The organism is Pseudomonas frederiksbergensis (assembly GCF_003732665.1).
Classification (GTDB): Bacteria; Pseudomonadota; Gammaproteobacteria; order Pseudomonadales; family Pseudomonadaceae; genus Aquipseudomonas; species Aquipseudomonas frederiksbergensis_G.
In genome coordinates, this window is the sequence record NZ_MOBP01000006.1 from 654,888 (window position 1) to 675,012 (window position 20,125).

The following is a 20,125-nucleotide window of genomic DNA, read 5'->3' on the forward strand; positions in this document are numbered from 1 at the left end:
CTCTAATTGTTAGGGGTGAAACGGGGCGCTGCCGCAACCTGGGGGTGCAGACACAAGGGGTGAATCGAAAGGAAGAACGGGAGGAATCAGCCGGACAGGGCAGGGCGCGGGGGCATGGTGTCGAACCTGTTGTTATTGGTTTTGTGGGGCGAATGGTGCGGGGGATGGGCGGGGGGATTCAATCGGCCGGAGCGGGTTTTGGGCGATTATCGAACGTAAGATTGGCTGGGGATTTGTGTTGTATTGGCTGGCCTCTTCGCGAGCAAGCCCGCTCCCACATTCGACCGAATTCCTTCAGAGAGAACGCGGTCGAATGTGGGAGCGGGCTTGCTCGCGAAGGGGCCAGACCAGTCAAAGCACCTTTTCCCGCAGCCAACAAAAAGCCCACCAATGCGGTGGGCTTCTTGTGGTTCAAAGCGCTATCAGAACAACTTCAACTTCGGCGCTTCTTCTTTCAACGGCTCGTTCTTCGCCGTTTGTTCGTTCCAGCCACCACCCAGCGCTTTGTACAGATTGACGGCGCTGTTCAACTGCGCCAGACGGTCGGTGATCAGTGTCTGTTGGGCACTGAACAGCTGACGTTGGGCGTCGAGGAAGGTCAGGTTGCTGTCGACACCAATGCGATAGCGACGCTCGGCCAGACGGTAGTAGTCCTGGTTGGCGGCGACGAAATCGCGCTGGGCCTGCAATTGCTCGGTGTAGGTCTGGCGGGCTGCCAGGCCGTCGGCGACTTCCTGGAAGGCCGTTTGAATGGACTTCTCGTAGTTCGCCACGCCGATGTCTTTCTGGATTTTCGAGTAATCCAGGCTGGCGCGCAGGCTGCCGGCGTTGAAGATCGGCAGGTTGATCTGCGGCGAGAACAGCCAGGTCCCCGAACCACCCTTGAACAGACCGGAGAGGTCAGGGCTCAGGGTGCCGGCATTGGCGGTCAGGCTGATGCTCGGGAAGAACGCAGCCCGGGCCGCGCCGATGTTGGCGTTGGCAGCTTTCAGGTTGTATTCGGCCTGAAGGATGTCCGGACGACGTTGCAGCAAGTCCGACGGCAAGCCGGGCGGTACGTCGCTCAGCAGGTCGTCAGACAATGGCTTGGCCGCTTGCAGGTTGGCCGGGACGCCGGTGCCGAGCAGCAGCACCAGGCTGTTTTCATCCTGGGCGACCTGACGGGTGTACTTGGCCAGTTGCGCCCGGGCGTTTTCCACCGAGGTACGCGACTGCGCCAGGTCCAGGGCCGAGGCGACACCGACTTCGTTGCTGCGCGAGGTGAGCTTGTAGCTCTCCTCGAAGGCGCCGAGGGTGTCCTGGGTCAGCTTCAGCAGTTCCTTGTCGGCCTGCCAGGTCAGGTAGGCGTTGGCCACACTGGCCACCAGGCTGATCTGCGTGCTGCGCCGTGCTTCTTCGGTGGCGAAGTACTTCTGCAGGGCTTCTTCGCTCAGGCTGCGAACCCGGCCGAACAGGTCGAGTTCATAGGCGCTGATACCAACCGTGGCCGAGTAGGAACTGGTAATGCCCGCCTGACCGGTTTGCGACATGTCCGCCGGAACACGCTGGCGACTGCCGCTGCCAGTGGCCGAAACGGCCGGGTACAGATCGGCACGCTGGATGCGGTACTGAGCTGCGAAGGCGTCGATGTTCAGGGCCGCGACACGCAGGTCACGGTTGTTTTCCAGGGCCACCTGGATCATCTGTTGCAGCGCCGGGTCATGGAAAAACTGCTTCCAGCCCTGTTCGGCGGCGGCCTGGCTCGGCGCCTGGGCCGGCGAATACGCCGGACCTTGCGGGAACTGGCCTGCCACGGGTGCCGCAGGCTGCTGATAGTCAGGAATCAGCGAGCAGCCACCGAGCACGAAAGCGGCAACAGCTAGGGAGAGTAGCGACTTGCTCATTGGCCAGCCTCTTTAGGAGTTTCATTGGCGTCTTCCTCGTCAGCTTTATTGCGCTGGCCGATGGACGACACGGTGACGAAGAACAGTGGGACCCAGAAGATCGCCAGGATCGTGGCGGTGATCATACCGCCAATTACCCCGGTGCCAATCGCATGCTGGCTACCCGAACCGGCGCCGGTGGAAATGGCCAGTGGCACCACACCTAGCACGAAGGCCAGGGACGTCATGATGATCGGTCGCAAACGCATGCGGCAGGCCTCGATGGCTGACTCGCGCAGGGATTTTCCTTGCTCGTGCAGCGCCTTGGCGAACTCGACGATCAGAATGGCGTTTTTCGATGCCAGACCGATGGTCGTCAACAGGCCCACCTGGAAGTACACGTCGTTGGACAGACCCCGCAGGCTGGTGGCCATCAATGCACCGATGATCCCCAGCGGCACCACGAGCATAACCGCGATCGGAATCGACCAACTTTCATACAGGGCCGCCAGACACAGGAACACCATCAGCAGCGACAGGGCATACAGCGCTGGCGCCTGGGAACCGGACAAGCGTTCCTCATACGACAGACCGGTCCAGGAAATACCCACACCTGCCGGCAGTTTCTTGGCAATGGCTTCGACTTCGGCCATGGCTTCACCGGTGGAGTAGCCCGGCGCCGGAGCCCCGAGGATTTCCATCGCTTCCACGCCGTTGTAACGGGCCAGTTTCGGCGAACCGTACACCCACTCGCCCTTGGCGAAGGCGGAGAACGGCACCATGGTCCCCGCGCTGTTGCGCACGTACCACTTCTTCAAGTCTTCCGGGCTCATCCGCGAGCCTGGCTGGCCTTGAACGTAAACCTTCTTCACCCGACCACGGTCGATAAAGTCGTTCACGTAGCTACTACCGAAGGAGATCGACAGCGTGCTGTTGATGTCGGAGAGCGTCAGACCCAAGGCACTGGCTTTCTCGTCGTCGATTTCCAACTGGTATTGCGGCTCGTCGTTCAGGCCGTTCGGACGCACCTGATACAGCACCTTGCTCTGTGCCGCCATGCCGAGGAACTGATTACGCGCAGCCATCAGCTTGTCGTGACCGATACCGGCACGGTCTTGCAGGAACACGTCGAAACCGGTGGCGTTACCCAATTCCAGTACCGCCGGCGGTGCGAAGGCGAACACCATCGCGTCGCGGAAGGTAAAGAAATGCTGCTGGGCGCGGCCCGCCAGGGCAAACACGCTGTTGCTCGCGTCACGCTGGTCCCAAGGCTTGAGCATGATGAACGCCAGGCCCGAGCTCTGGCCGCGACCGGCGAAGTTGAAGCCGTTCACGGTGAACACCGAGGCCACCGCGCCGGATTCTTTCTCCAGCAGGTAGGAACGCATCTCGTCGATCACCACTTGCGTGCGTTCAGCACTGGAACCGGCCGGGGTTTGCACCTGGGCGAACAGTACGCCCTGGTCTTCTTCCGGCAGGAACGCGGTCGGAATGCGGGTGAACAGCCAGATCATGCCGACGATGATCAGCAGGTAAGCCAGCAGGTACGGGATCTTGTGCTTGAGCATGTTCCCGACACCGCGCTCGTAGCTTCTGAGGCCACGGTCGAAGTTGCGGTTGAACCAGCCGAAGAAGCCGCGTTTCGGTGTGCCGTGCTCGCCTTTCGGAATCGCCTTGAGCATGGTGGCGCACAGCGCCGGGGTGAAGATCAGGGCAACCAATACCGACAGGGCCATGGCCGAGACGATGGTGATCGAGAACTGTTTGTAGATCACACCGGTGGAGCCGCTGAAGAACGCCATCGGCAGCAGTACCGCCGACAGTACCAGCGCAATACCGACCAGCGCGCCCTGGATCTGCCCCATGGATTTCTTGGTGGCCTCCTTGGGCGACAGGCCTTCCTCGCTCATCACCCGCTCGACGTTTTCCACCACAACGATGGCATCGTCCACCAGCAAGCCGATGGCCAACACCATACCGAACATGGTCAGGGTGTTGATGCTGAAACCGAACGCCGCGAGGATCCCGAACGTACCGAGCAATACCACGGGCACGGTCATCGTGGTGATGATGGTGGCGCGGAAGTTTTGCAGGAACAGGAACATCACCAGGAACACCAGCACGATCGCTTCGACCAGGGTTTCAACCACACCCTTGATCGACTCGGTCACCACCGGCGTGGTGTCGTACGGGAACACCACTTCCATCCCTTGCGGGAAGAACGGTTTCAGGTCGTCGATGGTTTTACGCAGGGCCTTGGCCGTGTCGAGGGCGTTGGCGCCGTTGGCCAGTTTCACCGCCAGACCGGAAGCCGGTTTGCCGTTGAACTGCGCCGCGATGCTGGAGTTTTCACCCCCCAGGCCGACATCGGCGACATCACCGATACGTACTTGCGAACCGTCCTTGTTGACCTTCAGCAGGATCGCCTTGAACTGCTCGGCGGTCTGCAGACGGGTCTTGCCGATGATCGTGGCGTTCAACTGTTGGCCAGGCAGGGCAGGCAAGCCGCCCAGTTGGCCGGAGGAGATTTGAACGTTCTGTGCCGAGATCGCGGCACTCACATCGGCCGGGGTCAGGTTGTAGTTGTTCAACTTGGCCGGGTCGAGCCAGATCCGCATCGCGTACTGGGCACCGAAGACCTGGAAGTCACCGACACCGGCGGTCCGGGAGATCGGGTCCTGCATGTTCGACACGATGTAGTTGGACAAGTCGTCCTTGGACATACTGCCGTCTTGCGAGACCACGCCGATCACCAGCAGGAAGTTTTTCACTGCCTTGGTCACGCGGATCCCCTGTTGCTGCACTTCTTGCGGCAGCAGTGGGGTGGCCAGGTTCAGTTTGTTCTGGACCTGAACCTGCGCGGTGTCGGAGTTGGTGCCCTGCTCGAAGGTGGCGGTAATGGTCATGCTGCCGTCGGAGTTACTTTCCGAGGACACATAACGCAGGTTATCGATACCGTTGAGCTGTTGCTCGATGACCTGAACCACGGTGTCCTGCACGGTTTGTGCGGACGCGCCTGGGTAGGTCACCTGGATCGCAATGGCCGGAGGCGCAATGCTCGGGTACTGGTTGATCGGCAGTTTGAGGATCGATAGAGCCCCGACCAGCATGATCACCAGGGCAATTACCCAGGCGAAAATCGGACGGTCGATAAAAAATTTCGACATGGTTTACTCCCCTTTGCCGCTGTAAGCCTTATCAGCTGTCTGAGCGGGGGCCGGGTTCTTGCCTACGTTGGTGGCTTCGGTGGGCTTGACTTCAACGCCAGGCTTGACGAATTGCAGGCCTTCGGTGATCAGGCGGTCGCCTGCCTTGAGCCCGTCTTCGATCAGCCACTGGCTACCGACGGTGCGGCTGGCCTTCAACTGACGCAGCTCGACCTTGTTGTCCGGACCGACGACCAGTGCGGTCGGGGTGCCTTTGAGGTCGCGGGTCACACCTTGTTGCGGCGCGAGGATCGCTGCGCTGTTCACACCGGATTGCAGCTGGGCGTGCACGAACATGCCCGGCAGCAGGGTGTGATCAGGGTTGGGGAACACGGCGCGTAGGGTCACGGAACCGGTGGTCTGGTCAACCGAGACTTCGGAGAACTCCAGTTTGCCGTCCAGTTTGTACTGGCTGCCGTCTTCCAGGGTCAGCTTGACCGCGGCCGAGTTGTCGCCAGCCTTTTGCAGGCGACCGCTTTCCAGTTCGCGGCGCAACTCAAGCAGCTCGACCGAAGACTGGGTGACGTCGACGTAGATCGGGTCCAGTTGCTGAATGACCGCCATGGCGTCGGTCTGGCCGCTGGTGACCAGCGCGCCTTCAGTCACCGAAGAGCGGCCGATACGACCGGTGATCGGCGCGTAGACCTTGGTGTAGCGAACGTTGATCTGGGCCGATTGCAGGGACGCTTCCGACTGCAAGCGATTGGCCGTGGCCGTGTCGTATTCCTGACGGCTCACGGCTTGCTCGTTGACCAGTTGCTTGTAGCGATCGGAGATCGATTTGGTCTGTTGCAGGTTGGCTTCGGCGCTTTTCAGGGTGGCCTCATAGACCGACGGATCGATCTGATAGAGCTGCTGGCCAGCCTTGACGTCGCCGCCTTCCTTGAACAGGCGCTTGAGAATGATGCCGTTGACCTGCGGGCGAACTTCGGCGATGCGGTACGCGCTGGTACGGCCTGGCAGTTCGGAAGTCAGGGTAAAGGCTTGTGGTTGCAGGGTGACGACGCCGACCTGAGGGGCGGGAGGGGCAGGAGGTGCCTCTTCCTTTTTGCATCCGCTGAGCAGTGATGCCAGGGCGACGGCAGTGACCAGAGCGGTAACAGCTGGCTTGAATTGCATGAAAATCCTCGGGTCAGGCGCGCAAAATGCGCACTAGAAAGGTGGAAGGGTAAAAAATGTGCGCTGAGTGGATAAGTAGCTTGCTAAGGAATATACTTACGTTCATGGTTGTTTGTAAATACCTTGGCTGCGTACCCACTGCGTTACAAAAGCCGTTCAAAGGTTTGAATTGTAGGCCGGAGACGACGCCCAAGAGCGTTCGCCCCACTTTTATTCAGCGCCTGTTCAGACATCGCTGAAGCATCCTGATTGAGGTTGTACTGCCATGGTCCGTCGTACCAAAGAGGAAGCTCAAGAAACCCGTAGCCAGATTCTCGAAGCGGCAGAGAAAGCCTTTTACGAAAGGGGCGTGGCGCGCACGACGCTGGCGGACATCGCGACCCTGGCCGGCGTGACTCGCGGGGCCATCTACTGGCATTTCAGCAACAAGGCGGATTTGGTGCAGGCCATGCTCGATACCCTGCATGAGCCGCTGGATGAAATGGCCAAGGCCAGCGAGAGCGAGCATGAACTCGATCCGCTGGGCTGCATGCGCAAGCTGCTGACTCATTTGTTTCATCAAGTTGCCCTGGATCCGAAAACCCGTCGCATCAATGAGATTCTGTTTCATAAGTGCGAATTCACCGATGAAATGTGTGACCTGCGTCAGCAGCGCCGCGCGGTGAGTCTGGACTGTAATGTGCGAATTGCCCTGGCCCTGACCAATGCCGTGAATCGCGGTCAGTTGCCGGCCGATCTCGACACGGCCCGAGCGGCGATCAGCCTGCATGCCTACATCGACGGCATTCTGTACCAGTGGCTGCTGGCCCCGGACAGCTTTGAGCTGCACATCGAAGCCGAGCGCTGGGTCGATACAGGGCTGGAAATGCTGCGCCTGAGCCCCAGCCTGCGCAAATGAAACAAAATGCGGAATTGGGGCCGGTTGTGTCAACTCGGCACATGGGCTCAAGCAAGACTTCTTGTCGTGCAGTCCTTTTATATACGGACTAGTAGCAGGTTGATAGGTAGCGAGCTACGTATTTTGTAGGGATTTTGTGTCCGTACTGTGAACACCTGTGACAAACAGTGAAAAAAAAGCCCCGGCTCTTTCGAGTCGGGGCTTTTTCATGACGGCTGGCGCAGGGTTTGCACCAACGGACATCCTTACAGCGTTGGGTAGTCGATATAACCGACCGGACCCTTGGCGTAGAACAGTTCTGGACGCGCTTCGTTAAGCGGTGCATCGGCTTTCAAGCGCGCCGGAAGATCCGGGTTGGCGATGAACGGCACACCAAACGCGACCGCATCGGCTTTTCCTGAGGCGAGCCAGGCATTGGCGCTGTCCTTGGTGAAGCGCTCGTTGACGATGTACGGGCCGCCGAAGGCTGCCTTCAACTGTGGACCCAGGCTGTCGCCGTCTTCTTTCTCTCGCGAGCAAATGAACGCAATGCCACGTTTGCCCAGTTCGCGAGCGACGTAGGTGAAGGTTTCGGACAGGTTGTCGTCGCCCATGTCATGCAGGTCGGCGCGTGGCGACAGGTGTACACCCACGCGGCCAGCGCCCCAGACTTCGATCGCGGCGTCGGTGACTTCCAGCAACAGGCGAGCCCGGTTTTCCAAGGAACCGCCATAGCTGTCGGTGCGCTGGTTGGTGCTGCTTTGCAGGAACTGGTCGAGCAGGTAACCGTTGGCGCCGTGGATTTCCACACCGTCAAAACCAGCGGCCTTGGCGTTCTCTGCGCCAACACGGTAAGCGTCGACGATGTCGGCGATTTCAGCGGTTTCCAGGGCACGCGGCGTTGGGTAGTCGGCCAATGGGCGAACCAGGCTGACGTGGCCTTTTTGCTGAATAGCGCTCGGTGCGACCGGGGTTTCACCGTCCAGGTACAGCTCGTGGGACACCCGGCCGACGTGCCACAGTTGCAGGAAAATCTTGCCGCCCGCGCCGTGGATCGCTTTGGTTACGTTGGCCCAGCCACGCACCTGGTCGTTGGACCAGATACCCGGGGTGTCCGGGTAGCCGACGCCCATCGGCGTGACCGAGGTGGCTTCGCTGAGAATCAGGCCGGCCGAGGCGCGTTGGACGTAGTACTCGGCCATCAGCGCGTTTGGCACACGGCCTTCGTCGGCGCGGCAGCGGGTCAGCGGCGCCATGATGATGCGGTTGGCCAACTCGAGGTCGCCCAGTTTGATCGGATCGAAAATAGTCGTCATGAAATAGCTCTCTTTTGAAGATCAATGAGTAGTGGCAGGGGCCAGTTCGGGATCACCGCTCTGACGGAAAGTAATCAGGGTCACCAGCAGGGCGAGTACCGCCAATGCGGCGGCCGCGAGGGGCACGCTGGTCAGGCCGAAGCCATGGGCGATGACGCTGCCGCCGACCCAGGCTCCGAGTGCGTTGCCGACGTTGAAGGCGCCGATGTTCAGGGTCGAGACCAGGTTGGGTGCGGCTTTGCCGAAGGTCACCACGTTCACTTGCAGGGCCGGGACGGCGGCGAAGCACGCGGTGGCCCAGAGGAACAGGGTGATTTCGGTCGGGATCACGGCCACGCTGGTCCAGGTCAGCACGGTGGACACCACCGCCATGGTGATGAACACGCCGATCAGCGTTGCCGCCATGCCTTTGTCAGCCAATTTGCCGCCGATGATGTTGCCGATGGTCAGGCCGAGGCCGATGAGCATCAGGGTCCAGGTCACGCCCCGTGGCGAGACACCGGTGACTTCGCCCAGTAGCGGGGCAACGTAGGTGAACAGGGTGAAGACCGAGGCGGCGAACAACGCGGTCATGCTCAGCGACAGCCAGATGCCAGCGCCTTTGAGGGCGCGCAGTTCGGCGCGCATGTCGAGTTTTTCCTCATCGCGCTTGGCCGGCAGGAAGCGGATCAGACCGATCAGTGCGATCACGCCGATCACGGTCACCGCCCAGAAGGTCGAGCGCCAGCCGTATTGTTGGCCGAGCGCCGTGCCCAGCGGTACGCCGAGGACGTTGGCCAGGGTCAGACCGGTGAACATCAAAGCCACCGCCGACGCGCGTTTGTTGGCCGGCACCAGACCCGCCGCCACCACCGAACCGATACCGAAGAACGCACCGTGGCACAGGGCGGTGACCACCCGGGCGAACATCAACACGTTGTAGTCACTGGCCAGGGCGCACAGCAGGTTGCCGACAATGAAAATCCCCATCAACGCTACCAAAGCGGCCTTGCGCGGGAGTCGGGCGGTGGCCAGTGCCATGAACGGCGCACCGATGGCCACGCCCAGGGCGTAACCGGTCACCAGCCAGCCGGCGCCGGGGATCGACACACCGAGGTCGGCCGCCACATTGGGCAGCAGGCCCATGATGACGAACTCGGTGGTGCCGATGGCGAAGGCGCTCAGGGCCAGAATGAGTAGCGAGAGGGGCATTGATTAATTCCTTGTCGGAGCGCTGAGCTCTTTGACGATGGCGTCGAGGGCCGCCTGGATCACGTCCTCGTTGCGTTTGAAGAAGTGCCATTGACCGGCTTTCTGGCTGCTGATCAGACCCGCACGTTGCAACGTCGCCAAATGCGCGGACACCGTCGACTGCGACAGGCCGCAGCGTTGATCGATCTGCCCGGCGCAAATGCCGTATTCGTGGTTGTGGATCTGTTCCGGGAACTCGACCTTGGGGTCTTTCAGCCAGATGAGGATGTCTCGGCGTACTGGGTGTGCCAGGGCTTTTATTATTTCGTCGAGGTCGATGGTCATGGTTTGGGCTCGTGATGAGTAAAACGCTATATCGCGATGGGGCGAACTTTAAATCGCTATAACACGATATACCAATATGATTTTGGTCTGATGACCGTGCAAATCGGTATATCGGGTTATAACGATACGTAGGGTGTAACGATACGAATGGGCAGTGCTAAGCTGCGCGACATGAATTATCTCGCACATCTGCACCTCGGTGGCCAGCGCCCCGGTCAATGGCTCGGCAGCCTGTATGGCGATTTCGTCAAGGGACGGCTGCAAGGGCAGTTCGACCCGGAGATCGAAGCGGCCATCCAGCTGCATCGCAGCATCGATGTATTTACCGACCGCCATCCGTTGGTGGACATCGCATTGTCACGGTTTTCCATCACCCGCCGGCGTTATGCCGGGATCGTCCTCGATGTGTTTTTCGACCATTGCCTGGCCCGGGATTGGACGCTCTATTCGGATCAGCCGCTGGCGCAGTTCACCTCGGACGTTTATCGAGTGCTGTCCAGCGAGCCGCAGTTGCCGGAACGCCTGGCGCAAATCGCGCCGCACATGGTGACCAATGACTGGTTGGGCTCTTATGAGGATTTCGAGGTGCTGGCGCAGGTGCTGCGGGGGATTTCCCGGCGGTTGACCAAGCCTGAGGAACTGGCCGGGGCGATGCAGGAGTTGCGGGGGTTGTATGAGCCGTTGAGTGAAGACTTTCGGTTGTTCTATCCACAGCTGCAGGATTTCGCCCAAAACTACCCAACACCATAAAACCAATGTGGGAGCGGGCTTGCTCGCGAATGCGATGGTCAGTCAATGATGATGGCGACTGACCCACCGCATTCGCGAGCAAGCCCGCTCCCACAGGGAAATTGTGTTCTTCAGGGGATTTGCGTCAGGCCGCGATAGCGGGGCGCATCGGCACTTGCTGTTTTTCCGGAATCGCCCCAAACAACGCCCTCTGCACCGCCTGCTGCGCCTCGAACGCCAGCGCCGCACGCTCGCGACCTTCGCAGGCAATTGGCTTGAGCACGTGAATCTCCACGTCCCCCCGATCATTGGCAAACAAACGCATCAGGTGCGACAACAAATCATCATCACCAATAAACGGCGCCAGCGAGTCGATTTCCCCGTCGCGCAGATACCGGATCGCCACCGGCTGCATCGGCACTTGCGCATCAATCGCCGCTGACAGCAAACGCCCGTGGAAAGTACGCAACGAGCGGCCATCGGTGGTGGTGCCTTCCGGGAACATCAGCAGTGGATGCTGCTGCTCCAAATGGCGAGTCATCTGTTTACGGATCAATTGGCTGTCACCCGAGCCGCGACGGATAAACAAACTGCCAGCCTTGGCCGCCAACCAACCGGCCACCGGCCAGGTGCGCACTTCGGCCTTGGACAGGAACGACAGCGGCGTGATCATGCCCAGCAGCGGAATGTCGGTCCATGACACATGATTGCTGACCCACAGCATCGGCGTCTTTGGCAGCTCGCCATGCACGGTCACGCGAAAGGGCAGGGCGTTGCTCAACCGCGCCATGAAAAACCGCGACCAGCGTTGACGCCGGACCATCGAATGGGCAATCCCTGCGCGTTCGAACACGCCGAACACGCTGGCCATGGTCAAGCCCAGCGCCACCACAAACAGCACTCGCGCAATTCGCGCGTACACCCGAAGACGGCTCATTACATGGCCGCCTTGAAGTGTTTGGCGTAGCGCGGGCAGAGTTCGTCGCGCTTGAGCAGGATGAACACGTCGGCGACCTGGAAGTCTTCGTCCCAGCACGGCTCGCCACAGATCTTCGCGCCCAGGCGCATATAGGCCTTGAGCAGTGGCGGCATTTCCGCGATCACGTTGGAAGGCAGGTCTAACACAGGCAGCGGCTTCTTCGGCTCCGCCCGCAGATGTTCGGTGCACAGGTAGCGTTCGCGCAGGCGCTGCATGATCGCGTGGGCCTGGATGCCGCCGTCCTGCATCGGGATGCTCGCGCAACCCATCAAATAGCTGTAGCCGCCCTGGTTCAACACTTCGGCCAGTTCACCCCAGAGCACGGCGATGGTGCCGCCGTTGCGGTAGGCCGGGTCGACGCAGGTGCGGCCGATTTCCAGGATCGGGCCTTTAAGAGAAACCAGGCCGTGCAAGCTGAATTCTTCTTCGCTGTAGAACTTGCCCAGGCTGCTGGCGGCGGCGTGGTCGAGCAAACGAGTGGTGGCCACCAGACGACCGGTGTTCAAGTCACGCACGCCGATGTGGGCGCAGTGAACATCATAATCATCCATGTCCAGACCGCGTTCCGCGCCTTTCAGCTTGGCGTTGAATTCGCCGCTGAACACGTTGAAGCGCAAGGCCTGGGCTTCCTGCAAGGCCTCGCTGCCGATCAGGCGTTCGGCTTGCAGGCGGCGTTCATTGCCGGTGTCGCTGATGCGGGCGATCTGAGTCATTGTGAATCTCCGTACGGGCCGTGCACCCGTCGTGGGTTGCAGCCGATCGACTTTCTTTATGCAGCCGTGTTGTGCAAAGTCAGGCTATGTAGCCCCGGTGTCATCGCCATGAAGCTTTGGTGATGCTTATATGACAGCCCACAAGGAGCCTCTTATGCCCTGGCACACCCTGTTGAACCGCCGCGAACGCCTGCCCGCCAACGCGGACCTGGCCGAAGGCTTCGCGAGCTTGTTGCATCAATTGGGCGCGGTCACACCGTTCGAACTGGCGGTGGCCGGCGCACGCTTGATGGCGACGCCGGGGCTGGCGTTTCTGGTGGGCTATCAGGCGGCGTTGCGGGTGCTGTGGCCGAGCGCGCCGCAGAGTCTCGGCGCCCTATGTGCGACCGAGCAACGCAGCCTGCGGGTGGCGGACATGCAGACCCGTCTTCAGGATCTGCGCCTCAATGGACGCAAGGATTTCGTCACGGCCGGCGATGCCGCCGACTGGCTGCTGATTGCCGCCCGCAGCGAAGAGCTAGGGGAAAAACCGCGACTGAGTCTGGCGGTGGTGTATCCCGGCGAACCGGGCGTGCGCCTGGAAAAACTTCCGGCCATCCCGTTGATGCCAGACATCAGCCACGGCCGGGTGTTTCTCGACAACGCCTTCTGCGAGTTGCTGGCGGGGGATGGCTGGGACGCCTACGTCAAACCGTTCCGCACCCTGGAAGACATCTATGTGCTGAGCGCCATGACTGCTTGGTTGTATGGCGTCGGTCAGGACAGCGATTGGCCGCAAGGCCTGCAACTGCGGTTGCTGGCGCTGTTGGCCGGGTGTGCGGAAGCCAGTCGCCAGGCGCCGAACAGTCCGGCCGGGCATGTGTTGTTGGGTGGGTTGTTTGCGCAGTTTGACGGGCTCAAGGCTGAGGTGGATCAGGCGTTGGCGGAAGGGCCGCCGTTGTGGGCGGCGATGTGGCAGCGCGATCAAGCGGTGATGGACCTGGCGGCGGGGGCGCGGGGGAAGCGGTTGGCCAAGGCCTTGGCATCTTCGCTGGAGTGACTGGCCTCTTCGCGAGCAAGCCCGCTCCCACAGGGGGATCTCCAGTGATCACAAATTTTGTGTAAAGAAGGAGATCCCCTGTGGGAGCGGGCTTGCTCGCGAAGGCGGCCTAATTAACACCGCAACCTCAAAAACTGTAACCAACCTCAACTAACCTCAGCCTGTCCATCCCCCGAGCCCCCACCATGTTCAAAGGCTTGTCCCTGCTTTTTATCCTCCTGCTCAGCCAAACGGCCCACGCCGAAAACTGGCCCGCCGAGCAATGGTCCCGAGGCCCGAAAATCACCGGCCCGGCCCTCGAAGCCCTGGAAACCTACGCCTTCCCACCCCGCGATGACGCCACCCGAACCGGCATCCGCACCGACGCCTTGCTGGTGATCCGCGACGGTCAACTGATCTACGAACGCTACGCCGGCCCGACCACTGCCGACACCCCGCACCTGACCTGGTCCATCAGCAAAAGCCTGATGGCTGCGGTGCTCGGCGTGGCCTATGGCGAAGGCTTGTTTACCCTGCAAGACCCGGCGGTGAAGTTTTACCCTGCGCTGGAAAACCACCCGGCGATCACCCTGGCCGACCTGCTGCACTGGGCGTCAGGTCTGGACTGGCAGGAAGACTACGAATACGCACCGCTGAAATCCTCGGTGGTGGCCATGCTCTACACCCGTGGCCACTCGAACATGGCCGCGTTCACCGCCGGGCACGATGAATATGCTGCGCCGGGCCAGGCGTTTCGCTATTCCAGCGGCGACAGCAATTTGCTCGCGGCGGCGCTGAAAAACATCGTCGGCCCGAGCCGTTATGCGGATTACCCGTGGACCGCGTTGTTCGAGCCTTTGGGGATTCGCCACGCCGTTTGGGAAACCGACGCCACGGGCACGTTCGTCGCCTCATCCTATGCCTACCTCACCGCCCGGGACCTGGCGCGGGTCGGACTGTTGATGGCTCGCGACGGCCGTTGGGGCGAGCGCCAATTGCTGCCCAAGGACTGGGTCGCCTTCAACCTCAAACCTTTTGCCGGTTACCGCGCTCATCAAGACGAAGCCGTCCCCGGCGGCCAGTGGTGGCTCAATCGTGCAGTGGACGGCGCGGAGCAGCCCTGGCCCGCAGCGCCGGCCGATACCTTCGCTGCGCTGGGGCATTGGGGCCAGGCGCTGTACGTGATCCCCAGCGAAAACCTGGTGATCGTGCGTTATGGCGATGATCGCGACGGGACGTATCGGCACAACGAATTGCTCAAGCTTGCGCTGAAAGCGTTTGCCGGGCAGGTGCAGCCATGAGCCGTTTTGTGCGTCGCCGTCCGTTCTTCAGCATCTTTTTAATAATGCTGGTTTTGCTGCTCGGCTGGGTCTGGCAGGAACGGGTGGCGCTGTGGGCGTTCCCGGACATCATCAGCGCCTACACCGCCAAGGAATATTGCTCGTGCCGCTACGTGATGAACAATGACGCCGGGTATTGCCGGGGTTACGTGAAGCAGTGGTTGCCGTTCAGTGGGTTTACCGATGATGACGCTGCCAAACGTGTGACGGTCAGTGGCATGGGGCGCAGCAATAGCGCGCAGTGGATCGGCGAGCGTCAGGGCTGTCGTCTGCAGCCCTGAGACGATCGTATTTTTTGTAGGAGCAAGGCTTGCCCGCGATGGCATCCCTGAGGTCGCTATCGCGGGCAAGCCTTGCTCCTACCGGTTTCGGTTTGCAACAGGCCCACGCCCGGTTAAGGTTCGCTCAGGTTTATCTGCCCCACGAGTGTCTATGTTCAACCGCTCCCTCTGCAAAACCCTCGCCTTCCTGCTGCTGACCGGCGCCACGCTGTCGGCCCACGCCGATTGGTATCTCGATGGCGAGTCGTCGCGGCTGTCATTCATCAGCACCAAAAACGCCAACATTTCCGAAGTGCAGCGCTTTCTCGTACTGCACGGCAAGGTCGATCCCACGGGGCTGGCGCAGGTGGAAGTCGAGATGGATTCGGTGAACAGCGGCATCCCGCTGCGGGACGAGCGGATGCGCAAGGACCTGTTCGAGATCCAGACCTTCCCCGACGCCCTGATCACCGCGCAAATCGACCTGCGCCCGATCAACGACCTGGCCCCCGGCGCGCAGCTGGAATTGCGTTTGCCGCTGACGGTCAGCCTTCACGGCAAGCAACACCAATACAACGCCGAACTGCTGGCGACCCGGCTCGATGACCGGCGCTTTCAAGTGGTGACCCTGGAGCCGATGGTAATCAACGCCGAAGATTTCGACCTGGCCCCGGGGCTGGAAGGTTTGCGCAAGGTCGCCGGTTTGTCGGCCATCAGTCTGTCGGTGCCGGTGAGTGCGGTGCTGATTTTCACGGCGCGCTGACATGGCCGGTGCCGTATTTCCGTGGCGTGAAGGCAATCACTTTGAATTGCTGATCGACGGCCCGCAGTTCTTTCCGCGCATGTTGGTGGCGATTGCCCGGGCTGAAGAACAGGTCGAACTGGAACTGTATCTGGTGGAGGCGGGGGCCTGCGCCGAGGCGATGGTCCAGGCGTTGGTGCAAGCCGCCGAGCGCGGTGTGCGGGTGCGCTGCCTGTTCGATGACTATGGCAGCCTGGCGTTTACGCTGAACCTGCGCCAACGCTTGATGGCGGCGGGTGTGGAACTGCGTTTCTACAATCGCCTGAGCTGGCGGCGTTGGGTCGGCAATTTCTATCGCGATCACCGCAAGCTGTTGTTGGTGGACCAGAGCCTGGCGGTGGTCGGTGGCACGGGCGTCACAGATGAGTTCTGGACGCCGGGCGAAGACACCAGCGAATGGCACGAAGTGATGGTCGAAATCACCGGGCCGCTGGTGCTCGACTGGCAATTGCTGTTCGACCGCCAATGGATCGCCAACCGCCACCGTCGCGCCTGGAAACCCGCCTCGCACTTCGGCCTGCCACGACTGCCCCGCGTGCCGCCGATGGGCGAGGGCATGGGCCGCGTCGCCTATGCCGACGCCCGCCAGCACCGGGACATTCTGCAATCGTTATTCCGTGCCTTGAACAGCGGGCAGAAACGCATCTGGCTGGCCACGCCGTATTTCCTGCCGACCTGGAAAGTCCGCCGCTCCTTGCGCAAGGCCGCCGCGCGGGGTATCGACGTGCGCCTGCTGCTGACCGGTCCACGCACCGATCACCCCTCGGTGCGCTACGCCGGGCATCGCTACTACCCGCGACTGCTCAAGGCCGGGGTGAAAATCTTCGAATACCAACCGTGTTTCCTGCACCTGAAAATGGTCCTGGTGGACGACTGGGTGAGCATCGGCTCCTGCAATTTCGACCACTGGAATTTGCGCTTCAACCTGGAAGCCAACCTCGAGGCGCTGGACCGCGGATTGACGGCGGCGGTGGTGGCGAGTTTCGAAAAGGACTTTGCACAGAGCCAGGAAGTCAGCCTGGAAGAGTGGCAACGCCGGCCATTGTGGCGGCGGGTCAAGCAGCGGGTGTGGGGATGGGTGGATCGGCTGGTGGTGAACCTGCTGGATCGGCGGGGCTAATCGATAACCCGACGACCCCTGTAGGAGCGAGGCTTGCCCGCGAATGCGGTGTGTCATTCAAAATTGATGTCGACTGACACACCGTCTTCGCGAGCAAGCCCGCTCCCACATGGGAATTGGTGTCGAGCACAAAATCTCGCTGCAACACCAAACAACTGTGGGAGCGGGCTTGCTCGCGAAGGCGGCATAACAGTCAACAGAGATGTTGAATGTGACGGCCTCTTCGCGGGCAAGCCTCGCTCCTACATGGGATTTGCGTTGGGCGCAAAATCTGACGGCAACCCGAAACAACTGTGGGAGCGGGCTTGCTCGCGAAGGCTGTTTAACATTCGACGACGATGTTGAATGTGACGGCCTCTTCGCGGGCAAGCCTCGCTCCTACAGGGGATTTTTGTTGGGCACAAAATCTGATGGCAACCCGAAACAACTGTGGGAGCGGGCTTGCTCGCGAAGGCTGCTTAACATTCGACGACGATGTTGAATGTGACGGCCTCTTCGCGGGCAAGCCTCGCTCCTACAGGGGATTTGCGTTGGGCGTAAAATCTGATGGCAACCCGAAACAACTGTGGGAGCGGGCTTGCTCGCGAAGGCTGCTTAACATTCGACGACGATGTTGAATGTGACGGCCTCTTCGCGGGCAAGCCTCGCTCCTACAGGGGATTTGTGTTGGGCACAAAATCTGACGGCAACCCGAAACAACTGTGGGAGCGGGCTTGCTCGCGAAGGCTGCTTAACATTCGACGACGATGTTGAATGTGACGGCCTCTTCGCGAGCAAGCCTCGCTCCTACAGGGGATTTGTGTTGGGCACAAAATCTGATGGCAACCCGAAACAACTGTGGGAGCGGGCTTGCTCGCGAAGACGGCATAACATTCAATAAACATTTTGAATGTCAGACCGCTTTCGCGAGCAAGCCCGCTCCCACAGGTTTTTGTGGTGTTTGGACTAGAGCAGTTCGAAGCTCTGCTGCGTCACTTCCTGTGAATCCAAACCAATCTGCACATTGAACTTGCCAGGCTCGGCAGCGTATTTGAGCTGGGCGTTGAAGAACTTCAGGTCGTCCTCGGTAATGGTGAAGTGCACGACTTTCTGTTCGCCGGCCTTGAGCATTATTTTCTGGAAGTTCTTCAGTTCCTTGACCGGGCGGATCATCGAGCCGGTGACGTCCTGGATGTACAACTGCACCACGGTTTCGCCGTCACGTTGGCCGGTGTTTTTCAGCATGACGCTGGCGTCGAGCTTGCCGGTTTTGTTCAGGGTGGTCGAAGACAGCGCCATGTCGTCCACGCTGAACGTGGTGTAGCTCAGGCCGAAACCGAACGGGAACAGCGGCCCGGTGGTGTCATCGAAATACTGCGAGGTGTAGTTGCCCGGTTTGCCCGGCGTGAACGGCCGGCCAATGCTCAGGTGGTTGTAGTAGGTCGGAATCTGCCCCACCGAACGCGGGAAGGTGATCGGCAGTTTGCCCGACGGGTTGTAGTCGCCGAACAGCACGTCGGCGATGGCGTTGCCACCTTCGGTGCCGCTGAACCAGGTTTCCAGAATCGCGTCAGCCTGATCTTTCTCTTCGAGAATCGACAGCGGACGGCCGTTCATCAACACCAGCACCAGCGGTTTGCCCGTCGCTTTCAACGCCTTGATCAACTCGCGCTGGTTGGCCGGGATGTTCAGGTCGGTGCGGCTCGACGATTCGTGGGACATGCCACGGGATTCGCCGACCGCTGCCACCACCACATCTGCATCCTTGGCCGCTTTCACCGCTTCGTCGATCAGCACCTGGGCCGAACGCGGATCATCCACCACTTCCGGCGCATCGAAGTTCAGGAAGTTGAGGTAGTCGAGGACTTTCTTGTCGCTGGTGATGTTGGCCCCACGTGCGTAGAGCAGGGTGGCTTTGTCGGCCACGGCGGCGTTCATGCCGTCGAACAGGGTGACCGACTGTGCCGGCTTACCGGCAGCGGCCCAACTGCCCATCATGTCGATCGGTGCCTTGGCCAACGGACCGACCAGAGCGATCTTCGCGGTTTTCTTTAGCGGAAGGGTGTCGTTCTGGTTTTTCAGCAACACCAGGCTGCGGCGCGCAACGTCGCGGGCCTCGGGGCGGTGCAGACGGTTTTCGGCGTAGGTGTCGGCCGGGTCATCTTCAGCCTTGCCGATGCGCAGGTACGGGTCCTTGAACAGGCCCATGTCGTACTTGGCAGCCAGCACTTCACGCACGGCGTTATCGATGTCTTTCTGGTCGATTTCGCCAGCCTTCAACAGCCCCGGCAGCTCTTTGCCGTAGAGGGTGTCGTTCATGCTCATGTCGATGCCGGCCTTGATCGCCAGCTTCGCCGCTTCACGACCGTCCGCCGCGACACCGTGCTTGATCAGCTCGAAAATCGCCCCGTGGTCACTGACCGCCAGGCCCTTGAAGCCCCATTCCTTGCGCAGCAGGTCGTTCATCAGCCAGGTGTTGGCGGTGGCCGGCACGCCGTTGATCGAGTTCAGCGCAACCATCACCCCACCGGCACCCGCGTCGATGGCGGCGCGGTACGGCGGCAGGTAGTCCTGGTACATCTTGACCGGGCTCATATCGACCACGTTGTAGTCGCGACCACCCTCGACCGCGCCGTACAAGGCGAAGTGCTTGACGCTGGCCATGATGCTGTCGGCCGCGTTGGCGCCCTGGCCCTGGAAGGCCTTGACCATCACCCCGGCAATCCGCGAGACCAGGTAAGTGTCTTCGCCGAACCCTTCGGAGGTACGACCCCAGCGCGGGTCACGGGAGATATCGACCATCGGCGCGAACGTGATGTCGAGGCTGTCGGCAGCGGCTTCCTTGGCAGCGATGCGCCCGGAGCGGCCGATGGCGTCCATGTCCCAGCTCGATGCCAGGGCGATGGGGATCGGGAAAATCGTGCGGTGGCCGTGGATCACGTCATAGGCGAAAAACATCGGGATCTTCAACCGGCTGCGCATGGCCGCGTCCTGCATCGGACGGTTTTCCGGGCGGGTGATCGAGTTGAACGTGCCACCGATGTTGCCGGCCGCGATTTCCTTGCGGATCAGCTCCCGGGGCATTTCCGGGCCGATGCTGATCAGGCGCAACTGGCCGATTTTTTCATCGAGGGTCATTTGCTTCATCAGGTTGCTGATGAAGGCGTCCTTGTTCTCCAGAGGTGCGGGGGTCGTGGCGGCCAGTACGGTATGACTGGCCAGACTGACGAACAGGCCCAGCAAACACAGCTTCTTCATGAATAGTTTTCTCAAAGGCCTAAACGGCAGTG

Annotated in this window: 16 protein-coding genes; 7 read left to right on the forward strand and 9 right to left on the reverse strand. The window is 60.8% G+C overall.

Going from position 1 to position 20,125, the window contains the following annotated elements; genetic code table 11:
* Window positions 1-422: 422 nt before the first annotated feature.
* From emhC to emhA, 3 genes are read right to left on the reverse strand one after another with little or no spacing between them, the layout of a single operon-like run.
* Window positions 423-1,883 (reverse strand): efflux RND transporter outer membrane subunit EmhC, encoded by a 1,461-nt coding sequence (gene emhC / locus BK665_RS13100; RefSeq protein ID WP_123406059.1) that lies wholly within the window; start codon window positions 1,881-1,883, stop codon window positions 423-425.
* The gene (gene emhB, locus BK665_RS13105; protein WP_123406060.1) at window positions 1,880-5,029 is read right to left on the reverse strand and encodes an efflux RND transporter permease subunit EmhB; all 3,150 of its coding nucleotides are present in this window, start codon (window positions 5,027-5,029) and stop codon (window positions 1,880-1,882) included. The genes emhC and emhB overlap by 4 nt, the downstream gene beginning before the upstream one ends.
* A gap of 3 nt (window positions 5,030-5,032) precedes the next feature.
* Window positions 5,033-6,187: an efflux RND transporter periplasmic adaptor subunit EmhA gene (gene emhA, locus BK665_RS13110; RefSeq protein WP_123406062.1), complete on the reverse strand. Its 1,155-nt coding sequence runs from the start codon at window positions 6,185-6,187 to the stop codon at window positions 5,033-5,035.
* 265 nt (window positions 6,188-6,452) lie between these two features.
* Here emhA and emhR point away from each other — a divergent pair, with 265 nt between their 5' ends.
* On the forward strand, window positions 6,453-7,085 hold the full coding sequence (gene emhR / locus BK665_RS13115) for an efflux system transcriptional repressor EmhR (protein WP_123406064.1): 633 nt from the start codon (window positions 6,453-6,455) through the stop codon (window positions 7,083-7,085).
* Window positions 7,086-7,330: 245 nt separating this feature from the next.
* Here emhR and BK665_RS13120 read toward each other — a convergent pair whose 3' ends face one another.
* Genes BK665_RS13120 through BK665_RS13130 form a run of 3 tightly spaced genes read right to left on the reverse strand, consistent with a single transcriptional unit; the run spans window position 7,331 to window position 9,895 of the window.
* Window positions 7,331-8,380 carry an alkene reductase gene (locus BK665_RS13120; RefSeq protein ID WP_123406066.1) on the reverse strand — a complete coding sequence of 350 codons (1,050 nt, stop codon included), beginning with the start codon at window positions 8,378-8,380 and terminating at the stop codon, window positions 7,331-7,333.
* Between the two features lie 21 nt (window positions 8,381-8,401).
* Window positions 8,402-9,571: an MFS transporter gene (locus BK665_RS13125; RefSeq protein ID WP_123406068.1), complete on the reverse strand. Its 1,170-nt coding sequence runs from the start codon at window positions 9,569-9,571 to the stop codon at window positions 8,402-8,404.
* A gap of 3 nt (window positions 9,572-9,574) precedes the next feature.
* Window positions 9,575-9,895: an ArsR/SmtB family transcription factor gene (locus tag BK665_RS13130; protein ID WP_123406070.1), complete on the reverse strand. Its 321-nt coding sequence runs from the start codon at window positions 9,893-9,895 to the stop codon at window positions 9,575-9,577.
* Window positions 9,896-10,066: 171 nt separating this feature from the next.
* On the opposite strand from BK665_RS13130, the gene BK665_RS13135 reads away from it, so the two are divergent.
* Window positions 10,067-10,645 (forward strand): acyl carrier protein phosphodiesterase, encoded by a 579-nt coding sequence (locus tag BK665_RS13135; RefSeq protein WP_123406332.1) that lies wholly within the window; start codon window positions 10,067-10,069, stop codon window positions 10,643-10,645.
* 124 nt (window positions 10,646-10,769) lie between these two features.
* Here the strand turns inward: BK665_RS13135 and BK665_RS13145 are convergent, their stop codons facing one another.
* Both BK665_RS13145 and olsB read right to left on the reverse strand, forming a co-directional pair.
* Window positions 10,770-11,561, reverse strand: a complete 792-nt coding sequence (locus BK665_RS13145) for a lysophospholipid acyltransferase family protein (protein ID WP_123406072.1) — start codon at window positions 11,559-11,561, stop codon at window positions 10,770-10,772.
* Window positions 11,561-12,316, reverse strand: a complete 756-nt coding sequence (gene olsB, locus BK665_RS13150; protein ID WP_123406074.1) for an L-ornithine N(alpha)-acyltransferase — start codon at window positions 12,314-12,316, stop codon at window positions 11,561-11,563. The genes BK665_RS13145 and olsB overlap by 1 nt, the downstream gene beginning before the upstream one ends.
* Before the next feature lie 154 nt (window positions 12,317-12,470).
* On the opposite strand from olsB, the gene BK665_RS13155 reads away from it, so the two are divergent.
* The 5 genes from BK665_RS13155 (at window position 12,471) to BK665_RS13175 (ending at window position 16,856) form a co-directional block, all read left to right on the forward strand.
* Entirely contained in the window at window positions 12,471-13,355 is an 885-nt protein-coding gene (locus BK665_RS13155) for an acyl-CoA dehydrogenase middle domain-containing protein (RefSeq protein ID WP_123406076.1), read from the forward strand.
* 185 nt (window positions 13,356-13,540) lie between these two features.
* A complete protein-coding gene (locus BK665_RS13160) occupies window positions 13,541-14,635 on the forward strand; it encodes a serine hydrolase domain-containing protein (protein ID WP_123406078.1) in 1,095 nt (364 codons plus the stop codon).
* On the forward strand, window positions 14,632-14,955 hold the full coding sequence (locus tag BK665_RS13165) for an amidase (protein ID WP_123406080.1): 324 nt from the start codon (window positions 14,632-14,634) through the stop codon (window positions 14,953-14,955). Before BK665_RS13160 ends, BK665_RS13165 begins: the two co-directional genes overlap by 4 nt.
* A gap of 151 nt (window positions 14,956-15,106) precedes the next feature.
* The gene (locus BK665_RS13170) at window positions 15,107-15,697 is read left to right on the forward strand and encodes a YceI family protein (RefSeq protein ID WP_123406082.1); all 591 of its coding nucleotides are present in this window, start codon (window positions 15,107-15,109) and stop codon (window positions 15,695-15,697) included.
* A 1-nt stretch (window position 15,698) separates the two neighbouring features.
* Window positions 15,699-16,856: a phospholipase D-like domain-containing protein gene (locus BK665_RS13175; protein WP_123406084.1), complete on the forward strand. Its 1,158-nt coding sequence runs from the start codon at window positions 15,699-15,701 to the stop codon at window positions 16,854-16,856.
* 945 nt (window positions 16,857-17,801) lie between these two features.
* Here BK665_RS13175 and bglX read toward each other — a convergent pair.
* Window positions 17,802-20,093, reverse strand: a complete 2,292-nt coding sequence (gene bglX / locus BK665_RS13185) for a beta-glucosidase BglX (RefSeq protein WP_123406086.1) — start codon at window positions 20,091-20,093, stop codon at window positions 17,802-17,804.
* Window positions 20,094-20,125 lie beyond the last annotated feature (32 nt).

Excerpts from the sequence above, each read along its gene's own strand:
- emhC (WP_123406059.1), bottom strand. The coding sequence starts at position 1,883 with ATGAGCAAGTCGCTACTCTCCCTAGCTGTTGCCGCTTTCGTGCTCGGT.
- emhB (WP_123406060.1), bottom strand. The coding sequence starts at position 5,029 with ATGTCGAAATTTTTTATCGACCGTCCGATTTTCGCCTGGGTAATTGCC.
- emhA (WP_123406062.1), bottom strand. The coding sequence starts at position 6,187 with ATGCAATTCAAGCCAGCTGTTACCGCTCTGGTCACTGCCGTCGCCCTG.
- emhR (WP_123406064.1), top strand. The coding sequence starts at position 6,453 with ATGGTCCGTCGTACCAAAGAGGAAGCTCAAGAAACCCGTAGCCAGATT.
- BK665_RS13120 (WP_123406066.1), bottom strand. The coding sequence starts at position 8,380 with ATGACGACTATTTTCGATCCGATCAAACTGGGCGACCTCGAGTTGGCC.
- BK665_RS13125 (WP_123406068.1), bottom strand. The coding sequence starts at position 9,571 with ATGCCCCTCTCGCTACTCATTCTGGCCCTGAGCGCCTTCGCCATCGGC.
- BK665_RS13130 (WP_123406070.1), bottom strand. The coding sequence starts at position 9,895 with ATGACCATCGACCTCGACGAAATAATAAAAGCCCTGGCACACCCAGTA.
- BK665_RS13135 (WP_123406332.1), top strand. The coding sequence starts at position 10,067 with ATGAATTATCTCGCACATCTGCACCTCGGTGGCCAGCGCCCCGGTCAA.
- BK665_RS13145 (WP_123406072.1), bottom strand. The coding sequence starts at position 11,561 with ATGAGCCGTCTTCGGGTGTACGCGCGAATTGCGCGAGTGCTGTTTGTG.
- olsB (WP_123406074.1), bottom strand. The coding sequence starts at position 12,316 with ATGACTCAGATCGCCCGCATCAGCGACACCGGCAATGAACGCCGCCTG.
- BK665_RS13155 (WP_123406076.1), top strand. The coding sequence starts at position 12,471 with ATGCCCTGGCACACCCTGTTGAACCGCCGCGAACGCCTGCCCGCCAAC.
- BK665_RS13160 (WP_123406078.1), top strand. The coding sequence starts at position 13,541 with ATGTTCAAAGGCTTGTCCCTGCTTTTTATCCTCCTGCTCAGCCAAACG.
- BK665_RS13165 (WP_123406080.1), top strand. The coding sequence starts at position 14,632 with ATGAGCCGTTTTGTGCGTCGCCGTCCGTTCTTCAGCATCTTTTTAATA.
- BK665_RS13170 (WP_123406082.1), top strand. The coding sequence starts at position 15,107 with ATGTTCAACCGCTCCCTCTGCAAAACCCTCGCCTTCCTGCTGCTGACC.
- BK665_RS13175 (WP_123406084.1), top strand. The coding sequence starts at position 15,699 with ATGGCCGGTGCCGTATTTCCGTGGCGTGAAGGCAATCACTTTGAATTG.
- bglX (WP_123406086.1), bottom strand. The coding sequence starts at position 20,093 with ATGAAGAAGCTGTGTTTGCTGGGCCTGTTCGTCAGTCTGGCCAGTCAT.